Annotated in this window: 21 protein-coding genes and 1 riboswitch; of the genes, 14 read left to right on the top strand and 7 right to left on the bottom strand. The window is 72.0% G+C overall.

Annotated elements, in window-relative coordinates:
• Window positions 1-112: 112 nt before the first annotated feature.
• Window positions 113-1,156, bottom strand: a complete 1,044-nt coding sequence (locus ACFYYW_RS14285; RefSeq protein WP_387648539.1) for a PP2C family protein-serine/threonine phosphatase — start codon at window positions 1,154-1,156, stop codon at window positions 113-115.
• Between the two features lie 175 nt (window positions 1,157-1,331).
• Entirely contained in the window at window positions 1,332-3,290 is a 1,959-nt protein-coding gene (locus tag ACFYYW_RS14280) for a glycosyl hydrolase family 18 protein (RefSeq protein WP_387648536.1), read from the bottom strand.
• Window positions 3,291-3,532: 242 nt separating this feature from the next.
• On the opposite strand from ACFYYW_RS14280, the gene ACFYYW_RS14275 reads away from it, so the two are divergent.
• Both ACFYYW_RS14275 and ACFYYW_RS14270 read left to right on the top strand, forming a co-directional pair.
• On the top strand, window positions 3,533-3,880 hold the full coding sequence (locus tag ACFYYW_RS14275) for a luciferase family protein (RefSeq protein WP_352327888.1): 348 nt from the start codon (window positions 3,533-3,535) through the stop codon (window positions 3,878-3,880).
• Between the two features lie 260 nt (window positions 3,881-4,140).
• Window positions 4,141-4,278: riboswitch (cyclic di-AMP (ydaO/yuaA leader) on the top strand.
• A gap of 14 nt (window positions 4,279-4,292) precedes the next feature.
• On the top strand, window positions 4,293-5,012 hold the full coding sequence (locus tag ACFYYW_RS14270) for a CHAP domain-containing protein (RefSeq protein ID WP_387648533.1): 720 nt from the start codon (window positions 4,293-4,295) through the stop codon (window positions 5,010-5,012).
• Between the two features lie 52 nt (window positions 5,013-5,064).
• On the opposite strand, the gene ACFYYW_RS14265 is transcribed toward ACFYYW_RS14270, so the two are convergent.
• Window positions 5,065-5,613 carry a TetR/AcrR family transcriptional regulator gene (locus ACFYYW_RS14265; protein ID WP_387648530.1) on the bottom strand — a complete coding sequence of 183 codons (549 nt, stop codon included), beginning with the start codon at window positions 5,611-5,613 and terminating at the stop codon, window positions 5,065-5,067.
• Between the two features lie 97 nt (window positions 5,614-5,710).
• Between ACFYYW_RS14265 and ACFYYW_RS14260 the strand changes: the two genes are divergently transcribed.
• The 9 genes from ACFYYW_RS14260 to ACFYYW_RS14220 all read left to right on the top strand — a co-directional run bounded on the left by ACFYYW_RS14260 (window position 5,711) and on the right by ACFYYW_RS14220 (window position 16,000).
• Window positions 5,711-6,208, top strand: coding sequence for a DUF1348 family protein (locus ACFYYW_RS14260; RefSeq protein WP_387648527.1), 498 nt, complete (start codon window positions 5,711-5,713; stop codon window positions 6,206-6,208).
• A gap of 10 nt (window positions 6,209-6,218) precedes the next feature.
• On the top strand, window positions 6,219-7,442 hold the full coding sequence (locus tag ACFYYW_RS14255) for a Tm-1-like ATP-binding domain-containing protein (RefSeq protein WP_364391205.1): 1,224 nt from the start codon (window positions 6,219-6,221) through the stop codon (window positions 7,440-7,442).
• Window positions 7,442-8,257, top strand: coding sequence for a phosphoenolpyruvate hydrolase family protein (locus tag ACFYYW_RS14250; RefSeq protein WP_364339389.1), 816 nt, complete (start codon window positions 7,442-7,444; stop codon window positions 8,255-8,257). The genes ACFYYW_RS14255 and ACFYYW_RS14250 overlap by 1 nt, the downstream gene beginning before the upstream one ends.
• A gap of 16 nt (window positions 8,258-8,273) precedes the next feature.
• Window positions 8,274-8,687 (top strand): cupin domain-containing protein, encoded by a 414-nt coding sequence (locus tag ACFYYW_RS14245; RefSeq protein ID WP_352330834.1) that lies wholly within the window; start codon window positions 8,274-8,276, stop codon window positions 8,685-8,687.
• A gap of 183 nt (window positions 8,688-8,870) precedes the next feature.
• The gene (locus ACFYYW_RS14240) at window positions 8,871-9,374 is read left to right on the top strand and encodes a hypothetical protein (protein WP_387648523.1); all 504 of its coding nucleotides are present in this window, start codon (window positions 8,871-8,873) and stop codon (window positions 9,372-9,374) included.
• Window positions 9,374-10,825: a hypothetical protein gene (locus ACFYYW_RS14235; RefSeq protein ID WP_387648521.1), complete on the top strand. Its 1,452-nt coding sequence runs from the start codon at window positions 9,374-9,376 to the stop codon at window positions 10,823-10,825. The genes ACFYYW_RS14240 and ACFYYW_RS14235 overlap by 1 nt, the downstream gene beginning before the upstream one ends.
• On the top strand, window positions 10,822-12,123 hold the full coding sequence (locus tag ACFYYW_RS14230) for a VWA domain-containing protein (protein WP_387648518.1): 1,302 nt from the start codon (window positions 10,822-10,824) through the stop codon (window positions 12,121-12,123). Before ACFYYW_RS14235 ends, ACFYYW_RS14230 begins: the two co-directional genes overlap by 4 nt.
• A gap of 14 nt (window positions 12,124-12,137) precedes the next feature.
• A complete protein-coding gene (locus ACFYYW_RS14225) occupies window positions 12,138-13,250 on the top strand; it encodes an AAA family ATPase (protein WP_352329618.1) in 1,113 nt (370 codons plus the stop codon).
• Window positions 13,247-16,000: a DUF5682 family protein gene (locus tag ACFYYW_RS14220; RefSeq protein ID WP_387648514.1), complete on the top strand. Its 2,754-nt coding sequence runs from the start codon at window positions 13,247-13,249 to the stop codon at window positions 15,998-16,000. The genes ACFYYW_RS14225 and ACFYYW_RS14220 overlap by 4 nt, the downstream gene beginning before the upstream one ends.
• A gap of 148 nt (window positions 16,001-16,148) precedes the next feature.
• On the opposite strand, the gene ACFYYW_RS14215 is transcribed toward ACFYYW_RS14220, so the two are convergent.
• The 4 genes from ACFYYW_RS14215 to ACFYYW_RS14200 all read right to left on the bottom strand — a co-directional run bounded on the left by ACFYYW_RS14215 (window position 16,149) and on the right by ACFYYW_RS14200 (window position 21,331).
• Window positions 16,149-17,408, bottom strand: a complete 1,260-nt coding sequence (locus ACFYYW_RS14215) for a lamin tail domain-containing protein (protein WP_387648511.1) — start codon at window positions 17,406-17,408, stop codon at window positions 16,149-16,151.
• 123 nt (window positions 17,409-17,531) lie between these two features.
• Entirely contained in the window at window positions 17,532-18,998 is a 1,467-nt protein-coding gene (hpaE, locus tag ACFYYW_RS14210) for a 5-carboxymethyl-2-hydroxymuconate semialdehyde dehydrogenase (protein ID WP_364415533.1), read from the bottom strand.
• Window positions 18,998-19,909: a 4-hydroxy-tetrahydrodipicolinate synthase gene (gene dapA / locus ACFYYW_RS14205; protein WP_352329653.1), complete on the bottom strand. Its 912-nt coding sequence runs from the start codon at window positions 19,907-19,909 to the stop codon at window positions 18,998-19,000. Before dapA ends, hpaE begins: the two co-directional genes overlap by 1 nt.
• Window positions 19,910-19,930: 21 nt before the next feature.
• Complete coding sequence (locus ACFYYW_RS14200; RefSeq protein ID WP_387648508.1) at window positions 19,931-21,331, bottom strand: fumarylacetoacetate hydrolase family protein; 1,401 nt, start codon at window positions 21,329-21,331, stop codon at window positions 19,931-19,933.
• Window positions 21,332-21,493: 162 nt separating this feature from the next.
• Between ACFYYW_RS14200 and hpaD the strand changes: the two genes are divergently transcribed.
• From hpaD to ACFYYW_RS14185, 3 genes are read left to right on the top strand one after another with little or no spacing between them, the layout of a single operon-like run.
• Window positions 21,494-22,354, top strand: a complete 861-nt coding sequence (gene hpaD, locus ACFYYW_RS14195; RefSeq protein WP_387648506.1) for a 3,4-dihydroxyphenylacetate 2,3-dioxygenase — start codon at window positions 21,494-21,496, stop codon at window positions 22,352-22,354.
• Between the two features lie 14 nt (window positions 22,355-22,368).
• Window positions 22,369-23,160 carry an alpha/beta fold hydrolase gene (locus ACFYYW_RS14190; RefSeq protein WP_387648503.1) on the top strand — a complete coding sequence of 264 codons (792 nt, stop codon included), beginning with the start codon at window positions 22,369-22,371 and terminating at the stop codon, window positions 23,158-23,160.
• Window positions 23,157-23,822: a GntR family transcriptional regulator gene (locus ACFYYW_RS14185; protein WP_387648500.1), complete on the top strand. Its 666-nt coding sequence runs from the start codon at window positions 23,157-23,159 to the stop codon at window positions 23,820-23,822. Before ACFYYW_RS14190 ends, ACFYYW_RS14185 begins: the two co-directional genes overlap by 4 nt.
• Window positions 23,823-23,857 lie beyond the last annotated feature (35 nt).

Raw genomic sequence — 23,857 nt, 5'->3', positions numbered from 1 at the left:
TCCGATGGGGCATGACTGGGGGGTTGATCGGAAGGTAAGCCTGGTGACCAGGGCCGTCAATGCTTTCTGTTAGGAAACTTTCTTAATAGTTGCCATCCGGTCGCGCGGCCGGTCACGATCCGGTCCGGCGCAGGATGAGCACCGCGATGTCGTCGCGCGGGGCGCCGCGCGTGAAGGAGTTCAGGTCGGCGGCCAGGGCCTCGACGGTCCTGGCCGGCGGGTCGCGGGCCCAGGAGCGCAGCCGCTGCTCCAGCGGGTAGAAGGAGCCGTCGCGGTCGCGGGCCTCGGTCACGCCGTCGGTGCACAGCAGCAGCGACGCCCCGCGCGGGAAGGCGAAGCGCGCGCCGTGGCGCGGCTCGCCCGCCAGCCCGGCCAGACCGAGCGGCACCTCCGGCTCGCCGAGCCAGAGCTGACCGGCGTTCCCGCCGTGGATCAGGTACGGCGCGATGTGCCCGCAGTTGACCGCGTCCACCTCCAGCTCGGGGCCGATGTCCAGCAGCAGCGCGGTGACGAACCGCTCCGGCTCGCCGGTGTGCGCGGCGAACCTGTTGTGCCTGATCACGGCGTCCTCCAGGGCGTCGGCCACGCCCATGAGGGAGATCTCGCGGTAGGCCGCCTCCCGGAAGGCGCCCAGCACGGCCAGCGCGGCGCCGATCGCGGGCAGCCCCTTGCCCTGCACGTCGGCGATCATCACCCGGGTCCCGTACGGCGACGGCGCCACCTCGTACATGTCGCCGCCCACCATCGTGTCCTCCTCGATGGGCTGGTAGAGGCCGTCCACGACCACGTCGAGCGAGCGCAGCGGCAGCGGCCTGACGAGCTGCCGCTGCAACGCCGCGGCGGCCGAGCGCAACCGGCGGACCTCCTCCTCGCGCTGGATCCGGTAGCTCGCGCCGACCACGCTCATCAGCCCGAACGCCGCGGTGAAGCCGGAGACCTCCAGGTTCGTCCGCAGACTGCCGCCCAGATAGGCGACCGAGGCCGACACCACCGCCAGCACCCACACCGACGCGATCGACGTCTGCACCACCGAGCCCAGCCCCGACACGATCGCCGGCAGGAAGATCAGCACCGGCACCAGCTCCGCGCCCCCGCCGGTGAACCTGTCCAGCCCGACCACCAGCACGGTGATCCCGATCAGGCCGACCAGGAACACCGGTGTCGTGAAGAAGGGCCGCCTGTGCCCGCCACCCCAGAGAATCGTCGTTCACCCCCCGGTGACCAGCTTCTCCCAAGGCGTCCGCGTTCTGTCCTGCGGCGCGCCGGGCACGGCGAAGGGCCGGCCCCGAAACCCGGGACCGGCCCCTGACGTGCGAACTTATCCGAGGAACTTATCCGAGGCCGTTCTTCATGGCCGTGAGGAGTTCGGCGTTGGTGGTGTCACCGCTGAGCTCCCAGAAGAACGCGCCGCCGAGGCCCTGGTTCTTCGAGTAACTCATCTTGCCGCCGATGGTGCTCGGCGTGTCGTAGCTCCACCACTGGTTGCCGCAGTAGGCGTAGGCCGTGCCCGCGACCGTGCCGGTGGACGGGCAGCGGGTCTTGATGACCTTGTAGTCCTCGATGCCCTGCTCGTACGTGCCGGGCGCCGGGCCGGTCGCCGTGCCGCCGGGCGCGGCCTGGGTCACGCCGGTCCAGCCGCGGCCGTAGAAGCCGATGCCGAGCAGCAGCTTGGCGGCCGGGACGCCCTTGCTCTTGAGCTTCTGGATGGCGTTGTCGGTGTAGAAGCCGGGGACCGGGATCTTGTCCCAGGTGGTGAGCGGCGAGTGCGGGGCGGTCGGGCCCTTCGCGTCCCAGCCGCCGAAGAAGTCGTACGTCATGACGTTGTACCAGTCGACGTACTGGGCGGCGCCGCCGTAGTCGGCCGCGTCGATCTTGCCGCCGTCGTTGCCGTCCGCGGTGATGGCCGCGGTGACCAGGTTGTTCGCGCCGAAGCGCGAGCGCAGCGCGGACATCACGTTCTTGAACGCCGCCGCGCCGCTGGTGTCACAGGTCAGGCCGCAGGCGTTCGGGTACTCCCAGTCGATGTCGATGCCGTCGAAGACGTCGGCCCAGCGGGGGTCCTCCACCAGCTTGTAGCAGGAGTCGGCGAAGGCCGTCGGGTTCTGCGCCGCCTGGCCGAAGCCGCCGGACCAGGTCCAGCCGCCGAAGGAGAAGAGCACCTTCAGGTTGGGGTACTTCTTCTTCAGCTTGCGCAGCTGGTTGAAGCTGCCGCGCAGCGCGCCGTTGTCCCAGGTGTCGGCGACGCCGTCGACGCTCTCGCCCGCCTGGTAGAAGCGGTCGTAGTCGGCGTAGCTGTCGCCGATCGTGCACTGCCCGTTCTGCACGTTGCCGAACGCGTAGTTGATGTGGGTCAGCTTGGCCGCCGAGCCGCTGGTGTCGATGTTCTTGACGTGGTAGCCGCGCTGGTAGACGCCCCACTGGACGAAGTAGCCCAGCACCTTGTTGCCGCCGCCACCGCCGCCGCCCGTGGTGGTCGCGGTGATCTGGTTGCTGTCGGCCGAGCGGTTGCCGGCCGCGTCACGCGCGCGCACGGTGTAGGTGTAGGACGTGTTGGCGCTGAGGCCGCTGTCGTTGTACGTGGTGCCGGTGACAGTGGTGACCAGGGTGCCGCCGCGGTAGACCTCGTAGCCGGTGACCGCCACGTTGTCGGTGGAGGCGTTCCAGGCCAGCGCGACGCTGTTGTTGCTGACGCCGGTCGAGCGCAGGTTGCCGGGCACCGACGGCGGGGTCTTGTCGTCGCCGCCACCGCCGCCGGTGGTCGTCGCGGAGATCTGGTTGCTGTCGGCCGAGCGGTTGCCGGCCGCGTCACGCGCGCGCACGGTGTAGGTGTAGGACGTGTTGGCGCTGAGGCCGCTGTCGTTGTACGTGGTGCCGGTGACAGTGGTGACCAGGGTGCCGCCCCGGTAGACCTCGTAGCCGGTCACGGCCACGTTGTCGGTGGAGGCGTTCCAGGCCAGGGCCACGCTCGTGTCCGTGACGCCGGTCGAGCGCAGGTTGCCCGGCACCGACGGCGCGGTCGTGTCGGTGCCGCCGCCGCCGGAGACCTTCCACAGCGCCGCCACGTTCGGCGGCTCCCAGCCGGGCTGCGAGGTGTGCGCCTGGAGGCAGACGTAGTCCACGCCGTTGTAGGTGACGACCGTGCCCGCCGTGTAGGCGGTCCACGGGGCCCAGGCCGCCGCGTACGCCACCGTGCTGGCGGAGGCGAGCGTCGGGACGGCCACGGCCGCGGTGAGGGGCAGGGCCAATGCCGCCATTCCCGCCAGGACCTTGCTCAGAATGGTGTGTTTCATGTCGCTCCGACATCCGTTGGGGGGTGTGTGGGGAGTGGGATGGGAGACTTCTGGGGAAACTATTAGGAAAGTTTCCTTTAAGTTGTGAATCGACGGTAGCCGCTGCCTGGGGGAGCGTCAATACGTATCGGTCAGGTGTCCGTAACCGTGCCGGTCAGACCCCGGACACGCCCGTTCACGAGGGGATAACGGTTCCGGAACGGGGGCTGACGGCGGGGTGAGCCGTGGCTCAGCATGGGAGCGTGGCAGGAATCTCCGCCTGGCGGCGGACGCCCACGCGACGCGGACCCTACGTGGCCCGCGCGGTCGCGGAGTTACGGTCCTGGCCGTCGCTGAACGTCAGCGGCACCGGTCAGCAGGTCGCCTTCGCCGTACACGGAACCGAGATCCTGCGCCTGGCCGGCCGGGACGAGATCCACGTACGGCTCACCGCCCCCGCCATCGGCCGCCTGGAGCCGTATCTGGGGGCGTGCGACCAGGTCCATGCCTGCCGCGACGGCGCCTGGGTCGCCGTGCAGGTCGACGCCGAGCCCGATCTGGAATTGTTGCTGGCGCTCACGAGCGTGGCGATAAAGGCGCACGTGGCGTGAACCGATTCGGCGCGTAGCGTTTCTCGCACGCAGCGTCGAAATTATTGCCGCCATTTGCCGGGGAATTACTCGCCGGGTAGCTTGGTTGTACCCAGCCGAACGGGGAGTCGTCCCAGGTAGGGATGGCATTGCCTGGGAATTACCCAAGCGGGACCCGTGTTGTACAGAATCGATGCGGACATCTCCGCGTCCGGGCGTCGCACATATACCTTCAGGCCCTTTCCTGGGCCCGGGAAGACGATGCGTCAGCCCTTTGCCTGACCAAGAGACCGCTGAATCCGCCTGTGCGCGGAACCGGGGACCCATGTGTCCAATGGGGTGAATCGGCACCGTGGTGCCGTAGGGCAGCTTCCCGCCCGAACCCGTCAGCTAACCCGGCAAGCGGCACGGAAGCTCAAGGAGTAACACCCTCATGGCCAAGCACCGTCTTCACCGTGCCTACAAGCTCGACCTCGCCAAGATCGCTCTCGGCGCGACCGCCGTCGCCGGCGTGCTCGGCACGCACGCGGCAGTGAACGCCGACGCCACCCACGCCACCGCCCACACCGCAACCCAGACCGCCAAGGTCGCCGGCGTGGCCGCCCAGCCGCGCGTCGCGCAGAACCGCGCCGCCGACGAGAGCGCCAAGGGCAAGGTCAACGTCACCGCCGCCCAGGTGCTGGCCACGGCCCGCGCCCAGGTCGGCACCTCCGAGGACGCCAACGGCGGCGGCACCAAGTTCCAGAAGTGGTACGCCGACTCCCAGCGCGCCGCCGAGACCGCCGCCCGCGACGGCGGCAACCGCGCCATGTACCTGAACGCCCCCTGGTGCTCGATGTTCGTCTCCTGGGTCGGCGAGCAGACCGGCGCCCGCCCGCAGGTCGGCTGGGACGCCTACACCGTGACCCACGCCAAGTGGTTCGCCGCCAACGACCGCTGGGGCACCGAGGCCAGGCCGGGCGCCGTCGTCTTCTTCTCCTGGAGCGGCAGCAAGAGCCTGAACGACATCCAGCACGTCGGCTTCGTCGTCAAGGACAACGGCGACGGCACGATCTCCACGATCGAGGGCAACACCGGCAACGGCAAGGTCGAGCAGCGCGTCCGCCCGACCTCGCAGGTCGTCGGCTACGGCTACCCGTCCTACGCCGCCTGATCCTGCTCTGCCGAAGAGCGCACTCCCCGCGGGGAGTGCGCTCTTTCGCGTCTCAGGGCCGCCGATGCTGGTGGACCAGAACCGCCGCGGCCTGTCCGGCCGAGCGGGCCGCGGCCGGCTCCCCGGAGATCATCGCGGTCACCGTGGCGCCGTCGATCAGGGTGAGCAGCTGCTCGGCGAGCAGGCCGGGGTCGCCGGCTCCCGCCTCCTCGGCGAGCGTGCGCAGGTAGGCGCGCAGGCGCTCCTTGTGCTCGCGCACCGCCATGCGGACGGCGGCCGAACCGGCGCCCAGCTCGGCGAAGGCGTTGGCGAACCCGCAGCCGCGGAAGTCGTCCTCGGTGAACCAGCGTTCCAGCCACGCGAAGACCGCCGGGACGCGGTCGCCGGCGCCCGCCACGTACGCGGTGAGCGAGGCCATCCAGCGTTCGTCGCGCCGCCGCAGATAGGCCACGACCAGCGCCTCCTTCGACGGGAAACACTGGTAGAGGCGTTTCAGCGAGACTCCGGAGGCGGCCCGGATCTCGTCCATGCCGACCGCCTGCACGCCGCGGCGGTAGAAGAGGTCGCCGGCGGCGTCCAGCAACCGCTGCTCGTGATCCATGACACCCCTCCAGGTGCTTGCCGCGGAGAACGCTCGTTCTCTACGCTATCGCACAAGCCGGGAGAACGACCGTTCTCTCGATCGGAGAGGACAGCCCATGACCCGCCCGCCCGTCCCGCCGTTCACCGAGGAGACCGCCCGGATCAAGGTCCAGGCCGCCGAGGACGCCTGGAACACCCGCGACCCCGACCGCGTCGCGCTCGCGTACACCGAGGACTCCGTGTGGCGCAACCGCGGCGAGTTCGTCACCGGCCGCGCCGCGATCGCGGAGTTCCTGCGCCGCAAGTGGGCCCGCGAGCTGGACTACGCCCTGCGCAAGGAGCTGTGGGCGGTCACCGGCGACCGCATCGCCGTGCGCTTCCAGTACGAGTCCCGCGACGCCGCCGGCCAGTGGTGGCGCAGCTATGGCAACGAGCAGTGGGAGTTCGACGCGTCGGGGCTGATGCGCCGCCGCGAGGCCAGCATCAACGACGTCGCCATCACCGAGGAGGAACGCCGCATCTTCGGCGCGCGCCCGCTGTCCGAGCACGGCGTGGACGTCCTCGGCATCCGCCACGCCGAGATCGCCGGGGTAAGGTCGGAAGGCCGATCGTAGGAGGTCTGACATGGCGGTCTTGCTGCTGGGCACCCTCGACACCAAGGGGGAGGAGTACGCCCTCGTCCGCGATTCGATCATGCGGGCCGGCCAGGGCGTCGTCCTCATGGACACCGGCGTCATGGGCGCCCCGGCGCTGGCCGCCGACGTCCCCGCCGAGGCCGTGGCGCGCGCCGCGGGCACCGATCTCGACCGGCTCAGGAGCGCCGGCGACCGCGGCGCCGCGCTCGCCGCGATGGCGGCCGGGGCCACCGCGCTGGCCACCGACCTGCACGCCCGCGGCGAGCTGAGCGGCGTGCTCGCGCTCGGCGGCAGCGGCGGCTCCTCCATCGCCGCCGCCGTCATGCGGGCGCTGCCCGTCGGCCTGCCCAAACTGCTCGTCTCGACCATGGTCAGCGGCGACGTCTCGGCCTACGTCGGGGAGACCGACGTGACGCTCATGTACAGCGTCGTCGACGTCGCGGGCGTCAACTCCGTCTCCCGCCGCATCCTGACCAACGCCGCCGCCGCGATCAGCGCGATGGCCGCCTCCTACGACGCCGGCGCCGAGCCGTCCGGGGAGGACAAACCGCTGGTCGCGGCCACGATGTTCGGCGTCACCACGCCCGCCGTCGACGCCGCGCGGGCCCGGCTGGAGTCCCTGGGCTACGAGGTGCTGGTCTTCCACGCCACCGGCTCGGGCGGCCGGGCCATGGAGGCGCTGGCGGCCGGCCGCCACTTCGCCGGGGTCCTCGACCTGACCACCACCGAGCTGGCCGACGAGCTCGTCGGCGGCGTGTTGTCGGCGGGCCCCGACCGCCTGACCGCCGCCGGGCGGGCCGGCATCCCGCAGGTCGTCAGCTTGGGCGCCGTCGACATGGTGAACTTCGGCCCGATGGAGACCGTGCCGGAACGGTTCAGGTCCCGGCAGCTTCTCGTGCACAACCCGACGGTGACGCTCATGCGCACCACCCCGGCCGAGAACGCCGAGATCGGGCGGGCGATCGGCGAGCGGCTGGCCCGCGCGTCCGGGCCGGTCACGCTGTTCGTGCCGCGCGGCGGCGTCTCGGCCGTCGACGTCGAGGGCGGCCCGTTCCACGACCCGGCGGCCGACGCGGCCTGCTTCGACGCCGTGCTCGCGGCCGTCGCGGGCAGCGCCGTCGAGGTCGTCGAGAGCGACCAGGACATCAACAACGCGCAGTTCGCCGTGGCCGCCGCCGACCGGCTGCACCGGCTGATCGAGAAGGGGGCTTGATGCGTCGCGACGAGGCACTACGGAGGTTGCGCGCCGAGCGGGAGGCCGGCCGGCTGATCATCGGCGGCGGCGCGGGCACCGGGCTGTCGGCCAAGTCCGCCGAGGCGGGCGGGGTCGATCTGCTCATCATCTACAACTCCGGGCGTTTCCGGATGGCCGGCCGCGGCTCGCTCGCCGGCCTGATGCCGTACGGCGACGCCAACGCGATCGTCGTGGAGATGGCCGGGGAGGTCCTGCCGGTCGTCAAGGACACGCCGGTGCTGGCCGGGGTGTGCGGGACCGACCCGTTCCGGCTGATGCCGCGCTTCCTCGACGAGCTGAAGGACATGGGCTTCACCGGCGTCCAGAACTTCCCGACGGTCGGCCTGATCGACGGTGTCTTCCGGGCGAACCTGGAGGAGACCGGCATGGGCTTCGACCTGGAGGTGGAGATGATCAGGCTGGCCGCCGAGCGCGACCTGCTCACCGCCCCCTACGTGTTCACCCCCGAGCAGGCCACGGCCATGGCGCGGGCGGGCGCCGACATCCTCGTCCCGCACATGGGCCTGACCACCAAGGGCAGCATCGGCGCCGTCACCGCGATCGGCCTCGACGAGGCGGCCGTGCGCATCCAGGAGATGCGTGACGCCGCCGTCGCCGTCAACCCCGACGTCATCGTGCTGTGTCACGGCGGTCCCATCGCCGAGCCCGACGACGTGCGCCACATCCAGCAGCGCACGGTCGGCGTCGCCGGGTTCTTCGGCGCGTCCTCGATGGAACGCCTGCCCGCCGAGCGGGCCATCGCCGAACAGGTCCGCGCCTTCAAGCAGCTCTGACCGGGAGGAACCCGCCATGCACCGACCACCGGACGCCCTGCCCACGATGATCTTCGACTGGGGGGCCATCAAATGGCACGTGACGCCCGACGCCGTGCCGGGCGCGTCCTCCACGTTCGGCGAGGTCGTCATCAACCCGAACAAGGGCCACGAACGCCACCTGCACCCCGACTCCGACGAGGTCCTCTACGTCATCGAGGGCGAGGGGCGGCAGACCGTCGGCGACGACCCGGAGTTCCCGGTCAGGGCCGGTGAGGCGATCTACATCCCGAAGGGCACGCTGCACTCCACCTTCAACACCGGGTGGCGGCCGCTGCGGATCATCGCGACGTACACGCCGGGCGGGGCCGAGCTGGCGCTGCGCGAGCTGCCCGGCTTCGTGGAGCTCGGCCCCGGCGACCACCCGACCTGGGCGGCCGTCACCTCCTGAGCGGCGGGGCGCCGTGCGCGGGGGTACGAGCCCGCGCACGGCCCCCGGCGTGCTCGACCTCCGTGCGAATGATCGTTCACGTCCGGTCTGTCGGTGGCCTCCGGTAGATTTCCGGGTCTGTTGATCAAGCCCATCGGAGTTGGCTGTCGGCGCGAGCATGCCGTCAGACTGGAGGTCGAGACCTTGGACGCGGACGAAACCGCGTGGGAGCAGCGCAGCGTCGTGCGGGTGGTGCCGCCGGTCCAGCCGCGCAAGCTGGCGAAGGTGCCCTTCGTCGAGCTGGCTGACGGCAGGTTGCAGGGGGTCGTGTCGAGCGGGTCCGACATCGAGCGGGTCTACGTCTCCTCGATCGCCGCCGGCACCCACGACCTGAGCTGCAGCACCAACAACAACCGCCCGTGCGGCGCGCTGCACGGCTACGCGTGCAAGCACATCCGCCTGCTGGCCGACGAGGCCGTGCTCCAGTACGGCCTCGACCGGGTGGCCCGCTACCTGCGCGTCGAGGTGCCCGAGGGCGGCCACCTGATGAGCGTGCTGAACGGCACCCCTCAGCGCACCCCGGCGGCCGTGGTGTTCAGCCGGTTCCTGCGCCACCTGGCCTACCTGGAGGTGCCCGACAGCACCGAGCCGCTGGCCGAGCTCCACTGGTTCCCGGCGACGGGGCCCGAGACGGGAAGGGTGGGCTGATGCTCGACGTACAGCTCGGGGAGCTGGCCGGCGACGGGCCGGCCGGGGTCGCGGAAGCGCTCGCGCTCGCCACGGGGTTCGACGGCGCGCTCGGGCACGGGTTCGCCAGGGTCGCCGAGGAGCCTGCCGCGGCGCTGGCCGCGCTGGCCGGCGCGCTCGCGGGCTCCCCGCTCGGCGACCGGCTGGGCGAGGCGGTGGAGAAGGTGACCGCGGGGTCGGTCGCCGACGAGCACCTGGCCGCGCTGGCCGGCGGGCGGGCCGCGCTGTTCGGCGCGGTGCACGACGCCCTGCTCGCCCGCCTCGACCAGGCTCTGGGCCGCAGCCGCGCGCCCTGGCCGCCGGCCGCCGCCACGGACGCCGCCACGGACGCCACAACAGGGGCGGCGTCCGTCGGCGGCGGGCCGGGCGCCGGGGCGGCGTCCGGCGGTGTGCCGGAGAACCTGCTGGCCGGGTGCCGGGTCTGGTTGCGGGAGCTGGCGATCACCGGCTGGCGGGGCGTCGACGACGACCTCGTCTCCGGCGCCGACCAGGCGATCGAGGCGCTGCTCGGGGTGCCCGAGCTGCGCGGGCTCGCGGTGCTGCTCGACGGGCTGGCGACCGAGCTGCGGGCCTCGTCCCCGGTGGCGACCATGGACCGGCTGCCGCTCAGGCGGTGGGCCGACCTGTGGACGCGCGGGCTGCTGCTCGCCCAGTCCGGGCCGTGGCACGGCGTGCCCGAGCCGGTGTCGGGGCGGCTGCTCATCCTCGGCGCCGACGTGCACGAGCACGCCACGGTCGTCCGGGTGCAGGTGCACGGCGTGCTGGAGGAGGCCGGCGGGCAGACCCGGCTGGTGCGCACGAGCGTCGCGGCGGCCAAGGTCGACACCATCGTGGGGCCGTCGGTGTGGCGGCTGTTCGGCGGGCGGCCCGTGCTCATGGGCGCGCTGGCCGGCCACCTGTCCGTGGAGATCGACGGCATGCCGCTGCTGCCCGGCGGCGACCTGCTGTGGCACGACGACCGCGCCCGCACCGGCGCCGAGGCCGACCCGTTCACCACCGCCCGGGTGCGGCTCGCGGGCGCGCTGGCCCCGGCCACGCCGCCGCTCGACCGTCACCCCGTGCGCATCGCCGAGCCGGTGCTGGTCGAGGGGTACACGGTCGACGGGCACACCCTCGACCTGGGCGGCAACAAGCTCGACCTCGACCTCGACCGGCTCCCGGCGAGCTGCCCGCTGACTCCGGAGCTGGTGGCCGCGTCCTCGGCGTGCGTCGGGCTGGTGCGCCGCGACGGCGGCAGGTGGCTGCTGCAGCCGCTCGCCGTCCAGGCCACGGTCAAGAAGAAGCCGGTCACCGTGCACAACGGCGACTGGGCGAACGGCCCGACCGACCCCAAGGTCGTCAAGGCCGAGGCCAAGGCCGGCGACGTGGTCGCCGTGCTGCGCGAACGGGCAGGACGGCTGCTGCGGAAATGACCGACTCGACCACGAGCGCCGACGAGACCCGGCGCCAAGTGCTGTACTGGCGGCTCATGTCGCGGCTGTTCTCGGCCGACGAGCAGCCCGCGCTGGAGACCGCCAGCATGGGCATCATCGGCGACCTGGAGCTGCCGCCCGCGCTGCTCGACCCCGGCGTCTCGGTGGACACGCTGGTCCAGCGCTTCCCCGAGCTGGGCGCCGAGCTCCAGGACCTGATGGCCGACAAGGAGCACGAGGAGGGCGGCGAGGTGCGCCGCGCCGCGCTGGTCTCCAAGCTGCTGCTCAACGTGTTCTCCACCGGCACGGGCGACGTCACGGCGGGCGACCTGGCCCGCTGGAAGCAGGACGCCGCCTGGTTCGAGAAGGGCATGGGCTGCGAGACCGGCGGCCTGCGGAACGGGCCGGGCAACGAAGAGCTGGCCGCCGTCCTCGCCATGATCGAGGGCGACCTGGTCAAGCGCATGCGGCTGCGCGAGGTGCTGGCCGACCCGGCGCTGGCCAGGCAGCTCACGCCCAGCATGTCGCTCATCGAGCAGCTGCTGCGCGACAAGTCGAACCTGTCCGGCGTCGCCCTGGCCAACGCCAAGGCGCTCATCCGCAGGTTCGTCGACGAGGTCGCCGAGGTGCTGCGCACGCAGGTGGAGAAGACCAGCGTGGGCGTGATCGACCGGTCGGTGCCGCCGAAGCGGGTCTTCCGCAACCTCGACATCGAGCGCACGATCTGGAAGAACCTCACCAACTGGAGCCCTGAGGACCAGCGGCTCTACGTCGACCGGCTCTACTACCGGCAGACGGCCCGCCGCACCACGCCGGCCCGGCTCATCGTGGTCGTCGACCAGTCGGGCTCGATGGTCGACGCGATGGTCAACTGCACCATCCTGGCCTCGATCTTCGCCGGCCTGCCCAAGGTCGACGTGCACCTCATCGCCTACGACACGCGCGCCCTCGACCTGACGCCGTGGGTGCACGACCCGTTCGAGGTGCTGCTGCGCACGACGCTCGGCGGCGGCACCGACGGCACGGCCGCGATGGCCCTGGCCAGGCCGAAGATCGCCGATCCGCGCAACACCGTGATGGTGTGGATCTCCGACTTCTACGACAACCGCTCGCTGATCAACGACTTCGGGTCGATCCACCGCTCGGGGGTCAAGTTCATCCCCGTCGGCTCGGTCAACAGCTCCGGCAGCCAGAGCGTCGACCCGTGGTACCGCCAGAAACTCAAGGACCTGGGCACCCCCGTGCTCTCCGGCCATGTCCGCAAGCTCGTCTTCGAGCTCAAGAACTTCCTCACCTAGGAGAACCCCCGACCATGAGTGACATGCTGCGCGCCCCCGCAGAGGTGAAGTACGCCGACGAGCTCGACTGGCTGGAGTCGGTCGACGACGGCCCCAAGCCGTTCTCGTGGCGGCTCAGCCCGCGCATGATCCGCATCTTCATCCTCGGCTCCGAGCGCTCCGACGGGCTCGACCGCGAGATCCCGCAGAAGTGGTTCGGTGACCGCAGCTTCGTCGAGCGCAGCATCGTGACGCTGGCCTCCGACCGCGGCCTGCTGCTGATCGGCGACCCCGGCACGGGCAAGAGCTGGCTGGCCGAGCTGCTGGCCGCGGCGATCTGCCGCAACTCCACGCTGGTCGTGCAGGGCACCGCGGGCACCACCGAGGACCACATCAAATACTCGTGGAACGTCTCGATGGTCATCGCCAAGGGCCAGTCGCGCGAGTCGATGATCCCCTCGCCGATCATGAACGCCATGGAGCAGGGCGTGATCGGCCGCTTCGAGGAGCTGACCCGCTCGACCAGCGACGTCCAGGACGCGCTGATCTCCATCCTGTCGGAGAAGTACGTCTCCATCCCCGAGCTCGACGACGACAACATCGTCTTCGCCCAGCCCGGCTTCTCGATCATCGCCACCGCCAACAGCCGCGACCGGGGCGTCAACGACCTGTCGTCCGCGCTCAAGCGCCGCTTCAACTTCGTCCGCATCCCGGTGGTGACGAACAAGAAGAGCGAGGCGGAGATCGTCCGGTTCCGTACCGAGGAGCTGCTGCGCCGGCACCAGATCGAGCTCGACCTGCCGCCCACGCTGCTGGACATCCTGCTGCAGAGCTTCGCCGACCTGCGGGCCGCGGCCGCCTCGGCGACCAGCGACGACGAGAAGCTGGAGTCCGCGCTGTCCACGGCCGAGCAGATCGGCGTGCTGGAGGACGCCATCCTGCACAGCCACTTCTTCGGCGACCGCACGCTGCGCCCCGAGACGCTGGCCGGCTCCCTGGTCGGCTCGCTGGCCCGGCGCAGCCCGGAAGACCTGGCCATCCTCAACAAGTACTGGCACGGCGTGGTCGAGCCGCGCAGCAAGAAGGACGGCGGCCCGTGGCAGGACTTCCTCGAGGGCGGCCGCCAGGCCATCTCCACCCTGTCATGAGCCTCTTCCAACCGCTGAAGGATCAGCTCAGCGAGGCCGCCTCGGCCTTCGCGGGCGACGGCGCGGTGTCGTCCATCCTCACCGGCATGGTCGAGGACGTCGACCGGGCGCTGCGCGAGGAGCTGGAGATCTTCCCGGTCTGCCACCATTCGCCGGCCTCGGCGCTGGCCATGGTGCGCCGCCTGCGGGAGAAGCAGCCCAAGGTCATCTACCTGGAGCTCTGCGAAGACCTGGCGCCGCTGCTGACCGAGCTGCGCAACTGCCGGCTCCCGGTGGCGCTCCAGGCGTTCGCCACCGACCTCGACGGCTTTCCCAAGGGTTCGGGGCCGCTGAGCGTGGTGGCCCCGATCACCGAGGCGTCGGCCGAGTACCAGGCCATCTCGTACGCGCTGGAGACGCCGGGCGTCGAGCTGGTGCTGGTCGACCGCTCGGCCGACCACGTCTTCCAGTGGCTGCCGCGCGAACGGGAGGAGCCGGCGAAACCGGGGGAGGAGGCCGGCCTGCACGGCGACGCCGTCGGCGTGGAGATCGGCGATCTGCGCCCCCGCTTCGCCGAGCTGGAGGAGCACCTGCTCCACCACGGCAAGGTCCGCCACTGGTCGGAGTGGTGGGACCAGTACGTCGAGCAGCCGCTCTCCGGCGCCGACTACGACACCTACCGCCAGGTCATGGTCCTCATCGGCAGCCTGTTCCGCCGGTTGCGCCCCGACGACGACCGGCTGGCCGGCGACGAGGAGCGCGAGCGCTACATGTGGACCAGGATGCGCGAGCACCTGTCCGCCTCGGGCGCCGACCCGGCCGACTGCCTCTACGTCTGCGGCGCCTTCCACGCCGCCAGCCGCGTCGAGCAGTTCGGCCTGGCCGCCACGGCCCCGTACGAGATCGGCCCCCGCACCGCGACCCGCTGGCTGTACGGGCTGATCCCCTCCAGCCACTCGGCCATCGAGGCGCAGTTCGGGCTGGCCTCGGGGTCGGTGTCGATCGCCGCCGCCACCTGGGCCAAGGCGGTGACGCGGAGCAAGCTGACCCCGTTCCAGCTCGCCGGGCAGAAGGGGACCAGGAAACGGCCGGTCAAGCTGCCCGCGCCCGCCGCGCCGGCGCAGGTCGCCGACCGGCTGACCGGCTTCCTGTCCAGGCCGCCCACGCTCGACGCGCTCGACGAGGCCGAGCTGCTGGGCTGGAGCGTCGACATCGTCCGGCTGGCCCGGCGCAACGGCTACCTCGCCAGCACCGCCGACGCCATCGCGGTGTTCGAGACGTCGATCCTGCTGGCCGGCATGCGCAACCGGGCCAGGCCCACGCCGTACGACTTCCAGGACGCGGCGGTCACCTGCATCGAGAAGGACGTCGTGCCGGGCCGGCGCGACGTGCGGCGGCTGTGCGAGATCCTGCTCGGCGGCGACCGCATCGGCTCGGTCGGCTACGACGCGCTGCCGCCGCTGGCCCAGAACGTCTACGACCGGCTGCGGCCGCTCGGCGTCGACTTCGACAAGCGCACGATCCAGCGGGCGCTGCTCGACCTGCACTCCGACCCGGAGCTGCGGCCCTGCTCCGACCTGCTGTGGATGCTGCGCTTCGTGCTGCCCGCCGACGCGGCCCGGCCGATCATGGGCGAGCGCAAGCTCGGCGAGCGGTCCATCCAGGAGAGCTGGGACCTCGCGCTCGGCCGCAACCAGCGGGCCATCATCGAGCTCGGCTACGAGGGCGTCACCATCGAGCAGGTGGTCGAGCAGCGGCTGCGCCGCGCGGTGTGGGAGCCCGACGCCACCGCCGCCGTGGCCCTGGCCGCCGTCGAGGACGCCATCCTCTACCTCGGCGGCGGGCGCGTCGCCGACGAGCTGGGCGCGCGGGCGGTGGAGCTGCTGGCCGGCGAGCGCGGCGTCGACGACGCCCCCGACGTGCTGCGCCGCATCCGCCGCCTGCTGGCCTACTACCGCACCGCCGAACCCACGCTGCCGGCGTGGTGCGAGGCGTTCGTGACCGAGGGGTACGCCCACTACTGCACCCTGCTCCCGACCGCGTTCGTCGAGGACGACACCGGGGTGCGGCAGGTGTCGGCGATGCTCGGGTTCCTGTTCACGATGGAGGGGCTGGCGCTGGCGCTCGGGTGCGACCGGGCGCAGCTGGAGATCGCGGTGCGGCAGTCGCATCCGGAGGCGCCGGCCAAGGTGGCGCTGCTGTGGGCGGCCCAGCACCTGCTGGGGCTGCTGCCGCTATCCGAGCTGCGGTCGCGGTGCGACGAACTGCTCGGCAACCCGCTGGTCATCCCGTCGTTCCCGCAGTACATCACCGGGTTCGTGCAGGCGATGGAGCCGGCTCCGGCGCTGTCCGGGTTCGTGGTGGAGGTGATCTCCAAGGCGTTCGGACGGCTGCCCGACCAGGTGCTGCTGCCGTGGCTGCCCAAGCTGATCACGACGCTGCGCGACCAGGCGGGCGAGCTGATGCCGGTCCTCGTCCGGGAGGCCGGGCGCACGTTCCCCGGCAGCCTGACGGCGGTCGACGCCTGGACACCGCCGTGGGCCCGGATGGCGGCGGCCACGCCGAAGGCGGCCCCCGCGGTCGTGTCCGGGCCGGTCGCCGAGCTGCTGGCGGGGCATCCGGCGGCGTGCGACGCGGTGGCGGGGCTGCTGGGCTGCGAGGGCGGCTGGCGACAGGCCGCCTCCGCCGCCGGGCCCGGGAACCGCGCGGTCGAGACCCTCCTCACCGCCCACCCCGCCACAGCCACCGCCCTGGCAACCCTCCTCACCTGACGGCCCCCACCCCGAGCGCCCGACCCGCCGGTGCTCGGGGCGGGGCCTCCCGAATCGCCGCCTTGGCGACCCTTCTCACCTGACGGCCCCCGCCCCGAGTGCCGGGATCGCCGGTGCTCGGGGTGGGGCCTTTCTGGGGTGGAGGGGGTCAGCGGCCGAAGCAGATGGTGTGGCCGGGGCGGACGTGGTCGGGTTTGTAGGCGGCCTGGTCGATCGTGACGCCTTCGGGGGACACGAGGAGGATGGTCTCGCCCTGGTTGCGGAGCTGTACCCGGCCGTCGAGCACGACCTGCAGCACGCCTCCGCCCGCGAGCACCCCCGTCAGCTCCATGCGCCCGCCCGCCGAGTCCGCCAGCCGCCACCCGCCGAGGTCCACGGACTGTCCGGTGACGTTGAGCAGGGTGACGGTCTCGTGTCCCCGGTCGCCCCCCACCGGGTCGGGCAGCGCGGCCACGATGAGCACGTCCCCGGTGGACGGCGGGCGTGCGCCGACGGGCGCGCCGGGCGGCGCGGGGTCGGGGCTGATGACGAAGTCCTCGGGCCAGGCCGTGAGCTGGATCTGGTTGCCCGACGCCCGGATCACGTCGTGCAGGTTGCCGTGTTCGAGCCGGTCCAGCAGGAACACCGCGTCGTCCCGGTTGACGGGGTCAGCCCGGAGCCAGGCGTCGAAGCCGTCGAGGTTCGCCGCCCCGGTCGCCAGATAGGGCACCAGCCGACGGAACAACTTCGGCCACATGACCAGCCGGGTGAGCGCGTCCAGCGAGCCGACCTCGGCCGGCCCGTCGGGGTCGGCGGCCGAGCGCGGCCAGATGCCGGTGGGCGCCGCCGCCGTCCTGGCCGCACGCGACACGCCGGCCAGGTGGGTGCGCAGCGTCGCGGGCAGCGTGGCGTAGAAGGCCGGGTACGTCAGCCCGGCGGCCAGCAGCCTGGCGTTCGCGGACGTGTCCACCAGCGCCTCGTCGAGGAACACGGCCTGCCCGTCGGGCCCGGGGTGCTCGCCGGCGAACACGAAGCCGATCAGCCGGCCGTTGGCGTCGATGCCGTTGCTGAGGACATGCCCGCGCAGCTCGTCCTGGTCGGCCGACCGGACCTTGTTGGGCAGGTCGTCGAAGAAGCGCACGTTCGTGAAGCCGAGCAGGCGCAGCAGCTCGTCGCGGGCGGCGTTCGCGCCGGCCGGCTCCTGGTGGGTGTCCTGGAAGTGGGTCTCCAGGGCGTCGATGGCCTCCAGGCGCACGGAGATGCCGCGCGCGCCGAGCTCCGGGGGCCGTCCGGACGGCCGGGCCAGCCCTTCGACCAGCGCGGGCGTGTCCGGCCTGAACTTGATCGTGTCGCCGTCGGGCTCGGGGCCCTGCCGGGGAAGATCGGGGTAACGGATCACGAAGCTGCCGCGCAGAAGTGTGTAGCTCATTGGGTACCCCCCCAAAGATGGCCATCACCGCCCTATCGGCCACCGGGAGCGTAACTCCGCGCACTTCTCGGCGTCCACGTCCCACGCCGGGCCGGTCGGCGGCCCGGCGCGGGACGTGCCGGCTCAGGCGGCTCCGAACCGGGGGATCGGCAGGTCCTCGGTGGCCAGGTGCACGATGTGCGACTCGGTGTAGACGTCGATGCTGTGCCTGCCGCCCTCCCGGCCCACGCCGCTGGCCTTGACGCCGCCGAACGGCGTGCGCAGGTCGCGCACGTTCTGGGAGTTGACCCAGACCATGCCCGCCTCGATCGACTGGGCCAGCCGGTGCGTGCGGCGCAGGTCGTTGGTCCACAGGTACGCCGCCAGGCCGTACCGGGTCGCGTTGGCCAGCTCCACCGCCTCCGTCTCGGTGGAGAAGGGCGTCACGCAGACGACCGGTCCGAAGATCTCCTCCTGGAAGATCCGCATGTGCGGGGTCACGTCGGCGAACACCGTCGCGGCCAGGAAGTTGCCCGCCGGCAGGTGCTCGGGCCGGGAACCGCCGGCGACCAGGCGGGCGCCCTCGCGCGAGCCGAGCTCGACGTACTCCATGACCCGTTCGTAGTGCTCGGGGTGGATGAGCGCGCCCAGCTCGGTGGCGGGGTCGCCGGGCGCGCCGACGCGGACCCGCGCGGCCCGCTCGGCCAGCCTGGCCACGAACTCCTCGTACACGGTGTCCTGGACGAGGATCCGCGAGCTGGCCGTGCAGCGCTCGCCGTTCAGCGAGAACACGCCGAAGACGGCCGCGTCCAGCGCCCGGTCCAGGTCGGCGTCCGCGAAGACGAGCAGCGGCGACTTGCCGCCCAGTTCCATGGACAACGTCTTCAGTGACGACGCGGCGTTGCGCATGATGGTCTGCCCGGTGCCGCTCTCGCCGGTGAAGGAGATCACCGGCACGTCGGGGTGGGCGACCAGCGCCGCGCCCGCGTCCTCGCCGATGCCGTGGACCAGGTTGAACACGCCCTCCGGCAGCCCGGCCTCCTCCATGATCTCCGGCAGCAGGCTCGCCGAGGCCGGCGACCACTCGGCCGGCTTGAGCACCACCGGGCAGCCGGCCGCCAGCGCCGGGGCCAGTTTCCAGGTCTCCAGCATGAACGGCGTGTTCCACGGCGTGATCAGCCCGGCCACGCCGACCGGCTTGCGCACGACGTAGTTGAGCTGCGCGGAGCCGACGCGGTAGACGTCCTCGCCCATGGTGGTGATCACGTCGGCGAAGAAGCGGAAGTTGTGCGCGGCGCGGCGGGCCTGGCCGCGGGCCTGGGTGATCGGCAGGCCGGTGTCCCGGCACTCCAGCGCGGCGATCTCGTCGTCCCTGGACTCGATGGCCGCCGCGATCGCGCGCAGCGTCCCGGCCCGCTGCTCGGCGGGCATCGTGCTCCACGGGCCGTCGGTGAACGCCTTCTGGGCGGCGGCGACGGCCGCGTCCACGTCGGCCGCGCCGCCCGCGGCGACCTCGAGGTACGGCTCGTTCGTGGTCGGGTCGAGCGCGGTGAAGGTCGCACCGGACTGGCTCGGGACGTGCCGGCCGCCGATGTAGTGCTCCAGTTTCATCAGGCGACTCCCTCGCTCTGTGCCAGTAGTTCGTTGATCCGGGCGATGCCGGGCTCGGTCGGGGTGATCAGGGGGGCCCGTACGTGGCCGGAGGCGATCAGGCCGCGCTGCTCCAGCACCCACTTGGCGGGCGCCGGGTTCGTCTCCACGAACAGCAGCTCGACCAGCGGGTGCAGCGAGTAGTGCAGCTCCAGCGCGGTCGCGTGGTCGCCCGCGGTGTAGGCCTCGTACATGCGGGCCACGGTCTTCGGCGCGAGGTTGGCCGCCGCGCTGACGAAGCCGACGCCGCCGATGGCCAGCAGCGGCAGGCAAAGCAGCTCGATGCCGGACCACATCAGGAAGTCGCGCCCGCACAGGTTGAGCACGTGCGAGAAGTGCTCGAAGTCCTTGGTGGTCTCCTTGATGCCGACGATGTTGTCGTGGTCGCGGCGCAGCCTGGCCACGGTCGCGGGGGCGATGTCGACGGCGGTGCGCGAGGGCACGTTGTAGATCACGATCGGCAGCGCGGGGAACTCGGCGGCGACCGTGGCGTACCAGCGGTAGAGGGCTTCCTGGGTGGGACGGGCGTAGTAGGGCGTGATGACCAGGGCGGCGTCGGCGCCCAGGCGCTCGGCCTCGGCGGTCAGCCGCAGCGTCTCGTCGAGCTTGGCCGAGCCGGTGCCGGGCAGGAACGGCACCCGGTCGGCGGTCTCCTCGGCCACCACGGCCATCGCCGCGACGCGCTCCTCGACGGACTGGGCGCCGGGCTCGCCGGTGGACCCGCCGGTCGAGATGCCGTGCGAGCCCTGGTCGAGCTGCCAGCGCACCAGCGAGCGCAACGAGCCGAGGTCCAGCGACCCGTCGGCGGCGAACGGCGTCACCACGGGGGCGATGGATCCGCGGATGGTCGACGGATCCGAGCGGAACTTCATGGGGTTCTCCTTCTTGGGGGGTCAGCGCTGCTGCTCGTACGCCTCGCGCCAGGCGCCCTTCAGCGGGTAGAGGCCGTCGATCGAGGCGCCCTCGCGGACGCGATCGAGGATGAAACGCTCCTCGTCCTCCTGCCGGGCGGCGTCCCGGGCGACGTCGGCGACCAGCGCGGGCGGGATGACGACGACCCCCTCCGCGTCGCCCACCAGCACGTCGCCCGGGCACACCAGCACGCCGCCGCAGTCCACCGGCACCTGCGAGTCCATCGGGACGTGGCGGCGGCCGAGCACGGCGGCGTGCGCGGCGCCGCAGTAGGAGGGCAGGTCGAGGGAGGCGAAGGAGGGGCTGTCGCGCAGCCCGCCGTCGGTGACGACGCCGGCCGCGCCGCGGCGCAGGGCGCGCATGGCCAGGATGTCGCCCAGCGTGCCCGCGCCGTGCTCGCCGCGGGCGGAGATGACCAGCACCTCGCCCGGCTGGAGCTCCTCGACGGTGCGCTTCTGGGCGTTCATGCCGCCGCCGCGCTCGGCGAAGACGTCCTCGCGCAGCGGCAGGTAGCGCAGGGTGCGCGCGACGCCGACCATGCGCAGGTCGGGACGGGCGGGGCGGACGCCCTCGATGAAGTGGTGGTCGATGCCGCGCGCGCGGAGCTGGGAGGAGAGCGTCGCGGTCGAGACCGAGCGCAGCGCGGCGACGACCTCCGGGGTAAGGGGGCCGGGGGCGGGGTGGGCGGCGCCGTACGCGGCGGCCCTGGTCGCCTCGGTGACCTGGGGCTGGACGCCGTACGCCGCGGGTGGCTCCTGGCCGGCGACGACCTCGTTGCGCAGCCGGGCCGTGCCCTCCAGCTCGACCTCCACCACGTCGCCGGGCCGGACGACGGTCGAGCCCGCCGGGGTGCCGGCCAGGATCAGGTCGCCGGGCTCCAGCGTCATGTACCGCGACAGGTCGGCGACGAGCAGGTCGAAGCCGAACAGCAGCTCGTCGGTGCACGCCTCCTGGGCGAGCTCGCCGTTGACGTACGTGCGCAGCCACAACCGTCCGGGATCGGCGCCGGTCAGCAGTTCGGAGCCGACCGGCGTGAATCCGTCCTGGCCCTTGGCCCGCAGGTTGGAGCCGAGGTCGGCGTGCTTGAAGTCGTAGACGCCGAAGTCGTTGGCCGCCACGTACCCGGCCACGTGCTCCAGCGCGCGCCCGGGGGAGACGCGGTGGGCGCGGCTGCCGATCAGGATGCCGATCTCGCCCTCGAACGCCAGCAGCTCGCACCCCTCGGGACGCACCACGGGCCGTCCCGACCAGGACAGGGAGGTCGGCGGCTTGAGGAAGTAGGAGGGGACGGCAGGGACACGACCGCGCTCGGCGGCGCGGCTGCGGTAGTTCAGATGGACCGCGACGATCTTCCCTGGTGACAGTCCGAGAGGGTGTCCCACCTCGTCTCCTTCCAAATCATATACGACATCATTTATGTTATGGCATGTGGAACAATATCGACATACCCCCTCAGATGCCTACATGATGCTCATCACGTCATCAGTGGAGAGGAGAGTGCGGATGATGGCTCAGACCGCCCAGGCAGGCCGGGGAGTGGCGTGATGGGAGAGATCGTGCTGGCCGCCAAGATCACGCATGTGCCGTCGATCTGGCTGTCGATCCAGCCCGGCAAACACTTCGGCATCCGCAGGCCCGCGGAGCTCGCCCTCACCGAGGTCGGCAGGCGGGCGCGCGAGCGCGGCGCGGACACGTTCCTGGTCGCCGACACCCATTGGATGAACAGCATCGGCTTCCACCTCAACGGCAAGCCGCGCCACCAGGCCACGTACGTCAGCCATGAGTTGCCGCACTTCATCCACGACCTCGCCTACGACTACGCGGGCGATCCCGAGCTGGCCGAGCTGATCCGCGAGGAGATCGTCGCGGGCGGCCAGAAGGCCCGCGTGCACACCTACCAGGACCTGGGCCTGGAGTACGCCACACTCGTGCCGATGTACTTCATGAACCAGGACGCCGACATCCGGGTCCTGCCCATCGGCTGCAACATCTACTCGACCGTCGAGGAGAACCGGCGGATCGGCGAGGCGCTGCTGCGGGCCGTGCGCCGCAGCGACAGGAAGGTGGCCTTCCTGGCCAGCGGGTCGCTCTCGCACGCCTTCCCGCCCAACGAGATCGCCGAGTCGCTGCTCGACGACGTGAGCAGCGAGCTGAACCGCAAGGTGGACCAGGCGGTGCTGGAGATGTGGGACGAAGGGCGCATCCCGGAGTTCCTCGACATGTTGCCCGACTACAACGAGCGGTGCACCGGCGAGGGCGCGATGGCCGACACCGCCATGCTGTTCGGGCTGCTGGGCTGGCGCGAGTACACCGGGCGCGGCGAGCAGTTGTGCCCGTACTTCGGCAGCAGCGGCACCGGCCAGGTGGTCGTCGACTTCCCCGTACCCGCGTACCACACGAGATGAAGGAGCCGGCGCACATGACGGCCGTACAGACGTTCACGCCCGACCGGCCCGCGGGGGCGCCGCCCGTGCTGCTGCTGCACGGGTTCGCCTCCAGCGGGCGGCAGGACTGGGTGGAGACCGGGATCGCGGCGGAGCTGGCCGCGGGCGGGCGCGTGGTCGTCGTGCCCGACCTGCCCGGTCACGGCGCGAGCCCGGTGCCGGCCGGGCCGGCGGGCGCGCCCGAGGTCGCGGCCGCGCTGCTCGCGGTGGCCGGCGACGGGCCGCTCGACGTGGTGGGGTACTCGCTCGGCGCCCGGCTCGCCTGGGAACTGCCGGAGCTGGCCCCCGGCCGGGTGCGCGCGGTCGTGCTGGGCGGGCTCAGCCCGTTCGAGCCGTTCGCCGCGCTGGACGTGGCGGCGCTGCGCTCGGCCGTCGCGGGCGGCGAGCCGGGCGACCCGATGACCGGCATGATCGCGGAGATGATCGCGGGCGCCTCCGGTGGCGACCCCGAACGGGCCGCCGGGCTGGTCCGGCTGGTCGAGGGCCTGCGCGGCACGCCGTTCGAGCCCAAGGGCTGGGCCGGGCGCACGCCGCCGGTGTTCGTGGCGGGTGCGGAGGACATGATGACCTCCGGCATCGAGAACGTCGTCGCGCTGGCCCCCGGCGCCCGGCTGGTCACCGTCCCCGGCGACCACCGCGGCGCGCTGGCCGGCCCCGAGTTCCGCGCCGTGCTCCGCGAGGCGCTCGGCCCGGCGGCGGGCACGGCGTCGGGCACAGCGTCGGGTCCGGTGTCGGGCCCGGTGTCCGGCCCGGTGTCCGGCACGTGACCAGCACCGGCGGAGTCGCGTCGAAGGCGGAGCTCAGCTACGAGATCCTGCGTTCGCGCATCCTGGACGGCACCTACGGCCCCGGCTACCAGCTCGTCATGGACCGCCTCGCGCGGGAGATCGGCGTCAGCACGATCCCCCTGCGCGAGGCGCTGCGCCGCCTGCAGTCCGACGGGCTGGTGGAGGTCGTGCGCAACGTCGGCGCCCGCGTCGCGGTCTTCGACGCGGCGCAGGTGCGGCACACGCTGGAGGTGCTGGCCCGGCTGGAGGGGTACGCGACCGCCGTCGCGGCCCCGCGCATGGGCCCGGCGGACGTGGCGCGCTCCCGCGAGATCAACGCCCGGCTGTTCCAGGCGCTCGACTCCTTCGACCCCGCCGCGTTCACCGCGCTCAACCGCGCCTTCCACTTCTCGGTCTACGAGCACTGCGACGACGAGCACCTGAACTTCCTGCTGGAGGCCGAATGGACCAGGCTGGACCACATGCGGCGCTCGGTGTTCGGCTACCTGCCGGGCCGGGCCCGCCGTTCGGTCGAGGAGCACGAGCACCTGCTCGATCTCATCGCCGGGGGAGCCGACCCCGCCGAGATCGAACGGCTGGCCTGCGCGCACAAGACGAACACCGCCGGCGCCCTCTGTGACGTCCGGGTCACCCGCGGCTAACGATCGGGTCATGCCCTCCCGGCATTTTGTCCTAC

Origin of the sequence: Nonomuraea sp. NPDC001831 (assembly GCF_042892035.1) — a bacterium.
Lineage (GTDB): Bacteria > Actinomycetota > Actinomycetes > Streptosporangiales > Streptosporangiaceae > Nonomuraea.
This window is presented reverse-complemented; position numbering and strand designations above follow the sequence as displayed.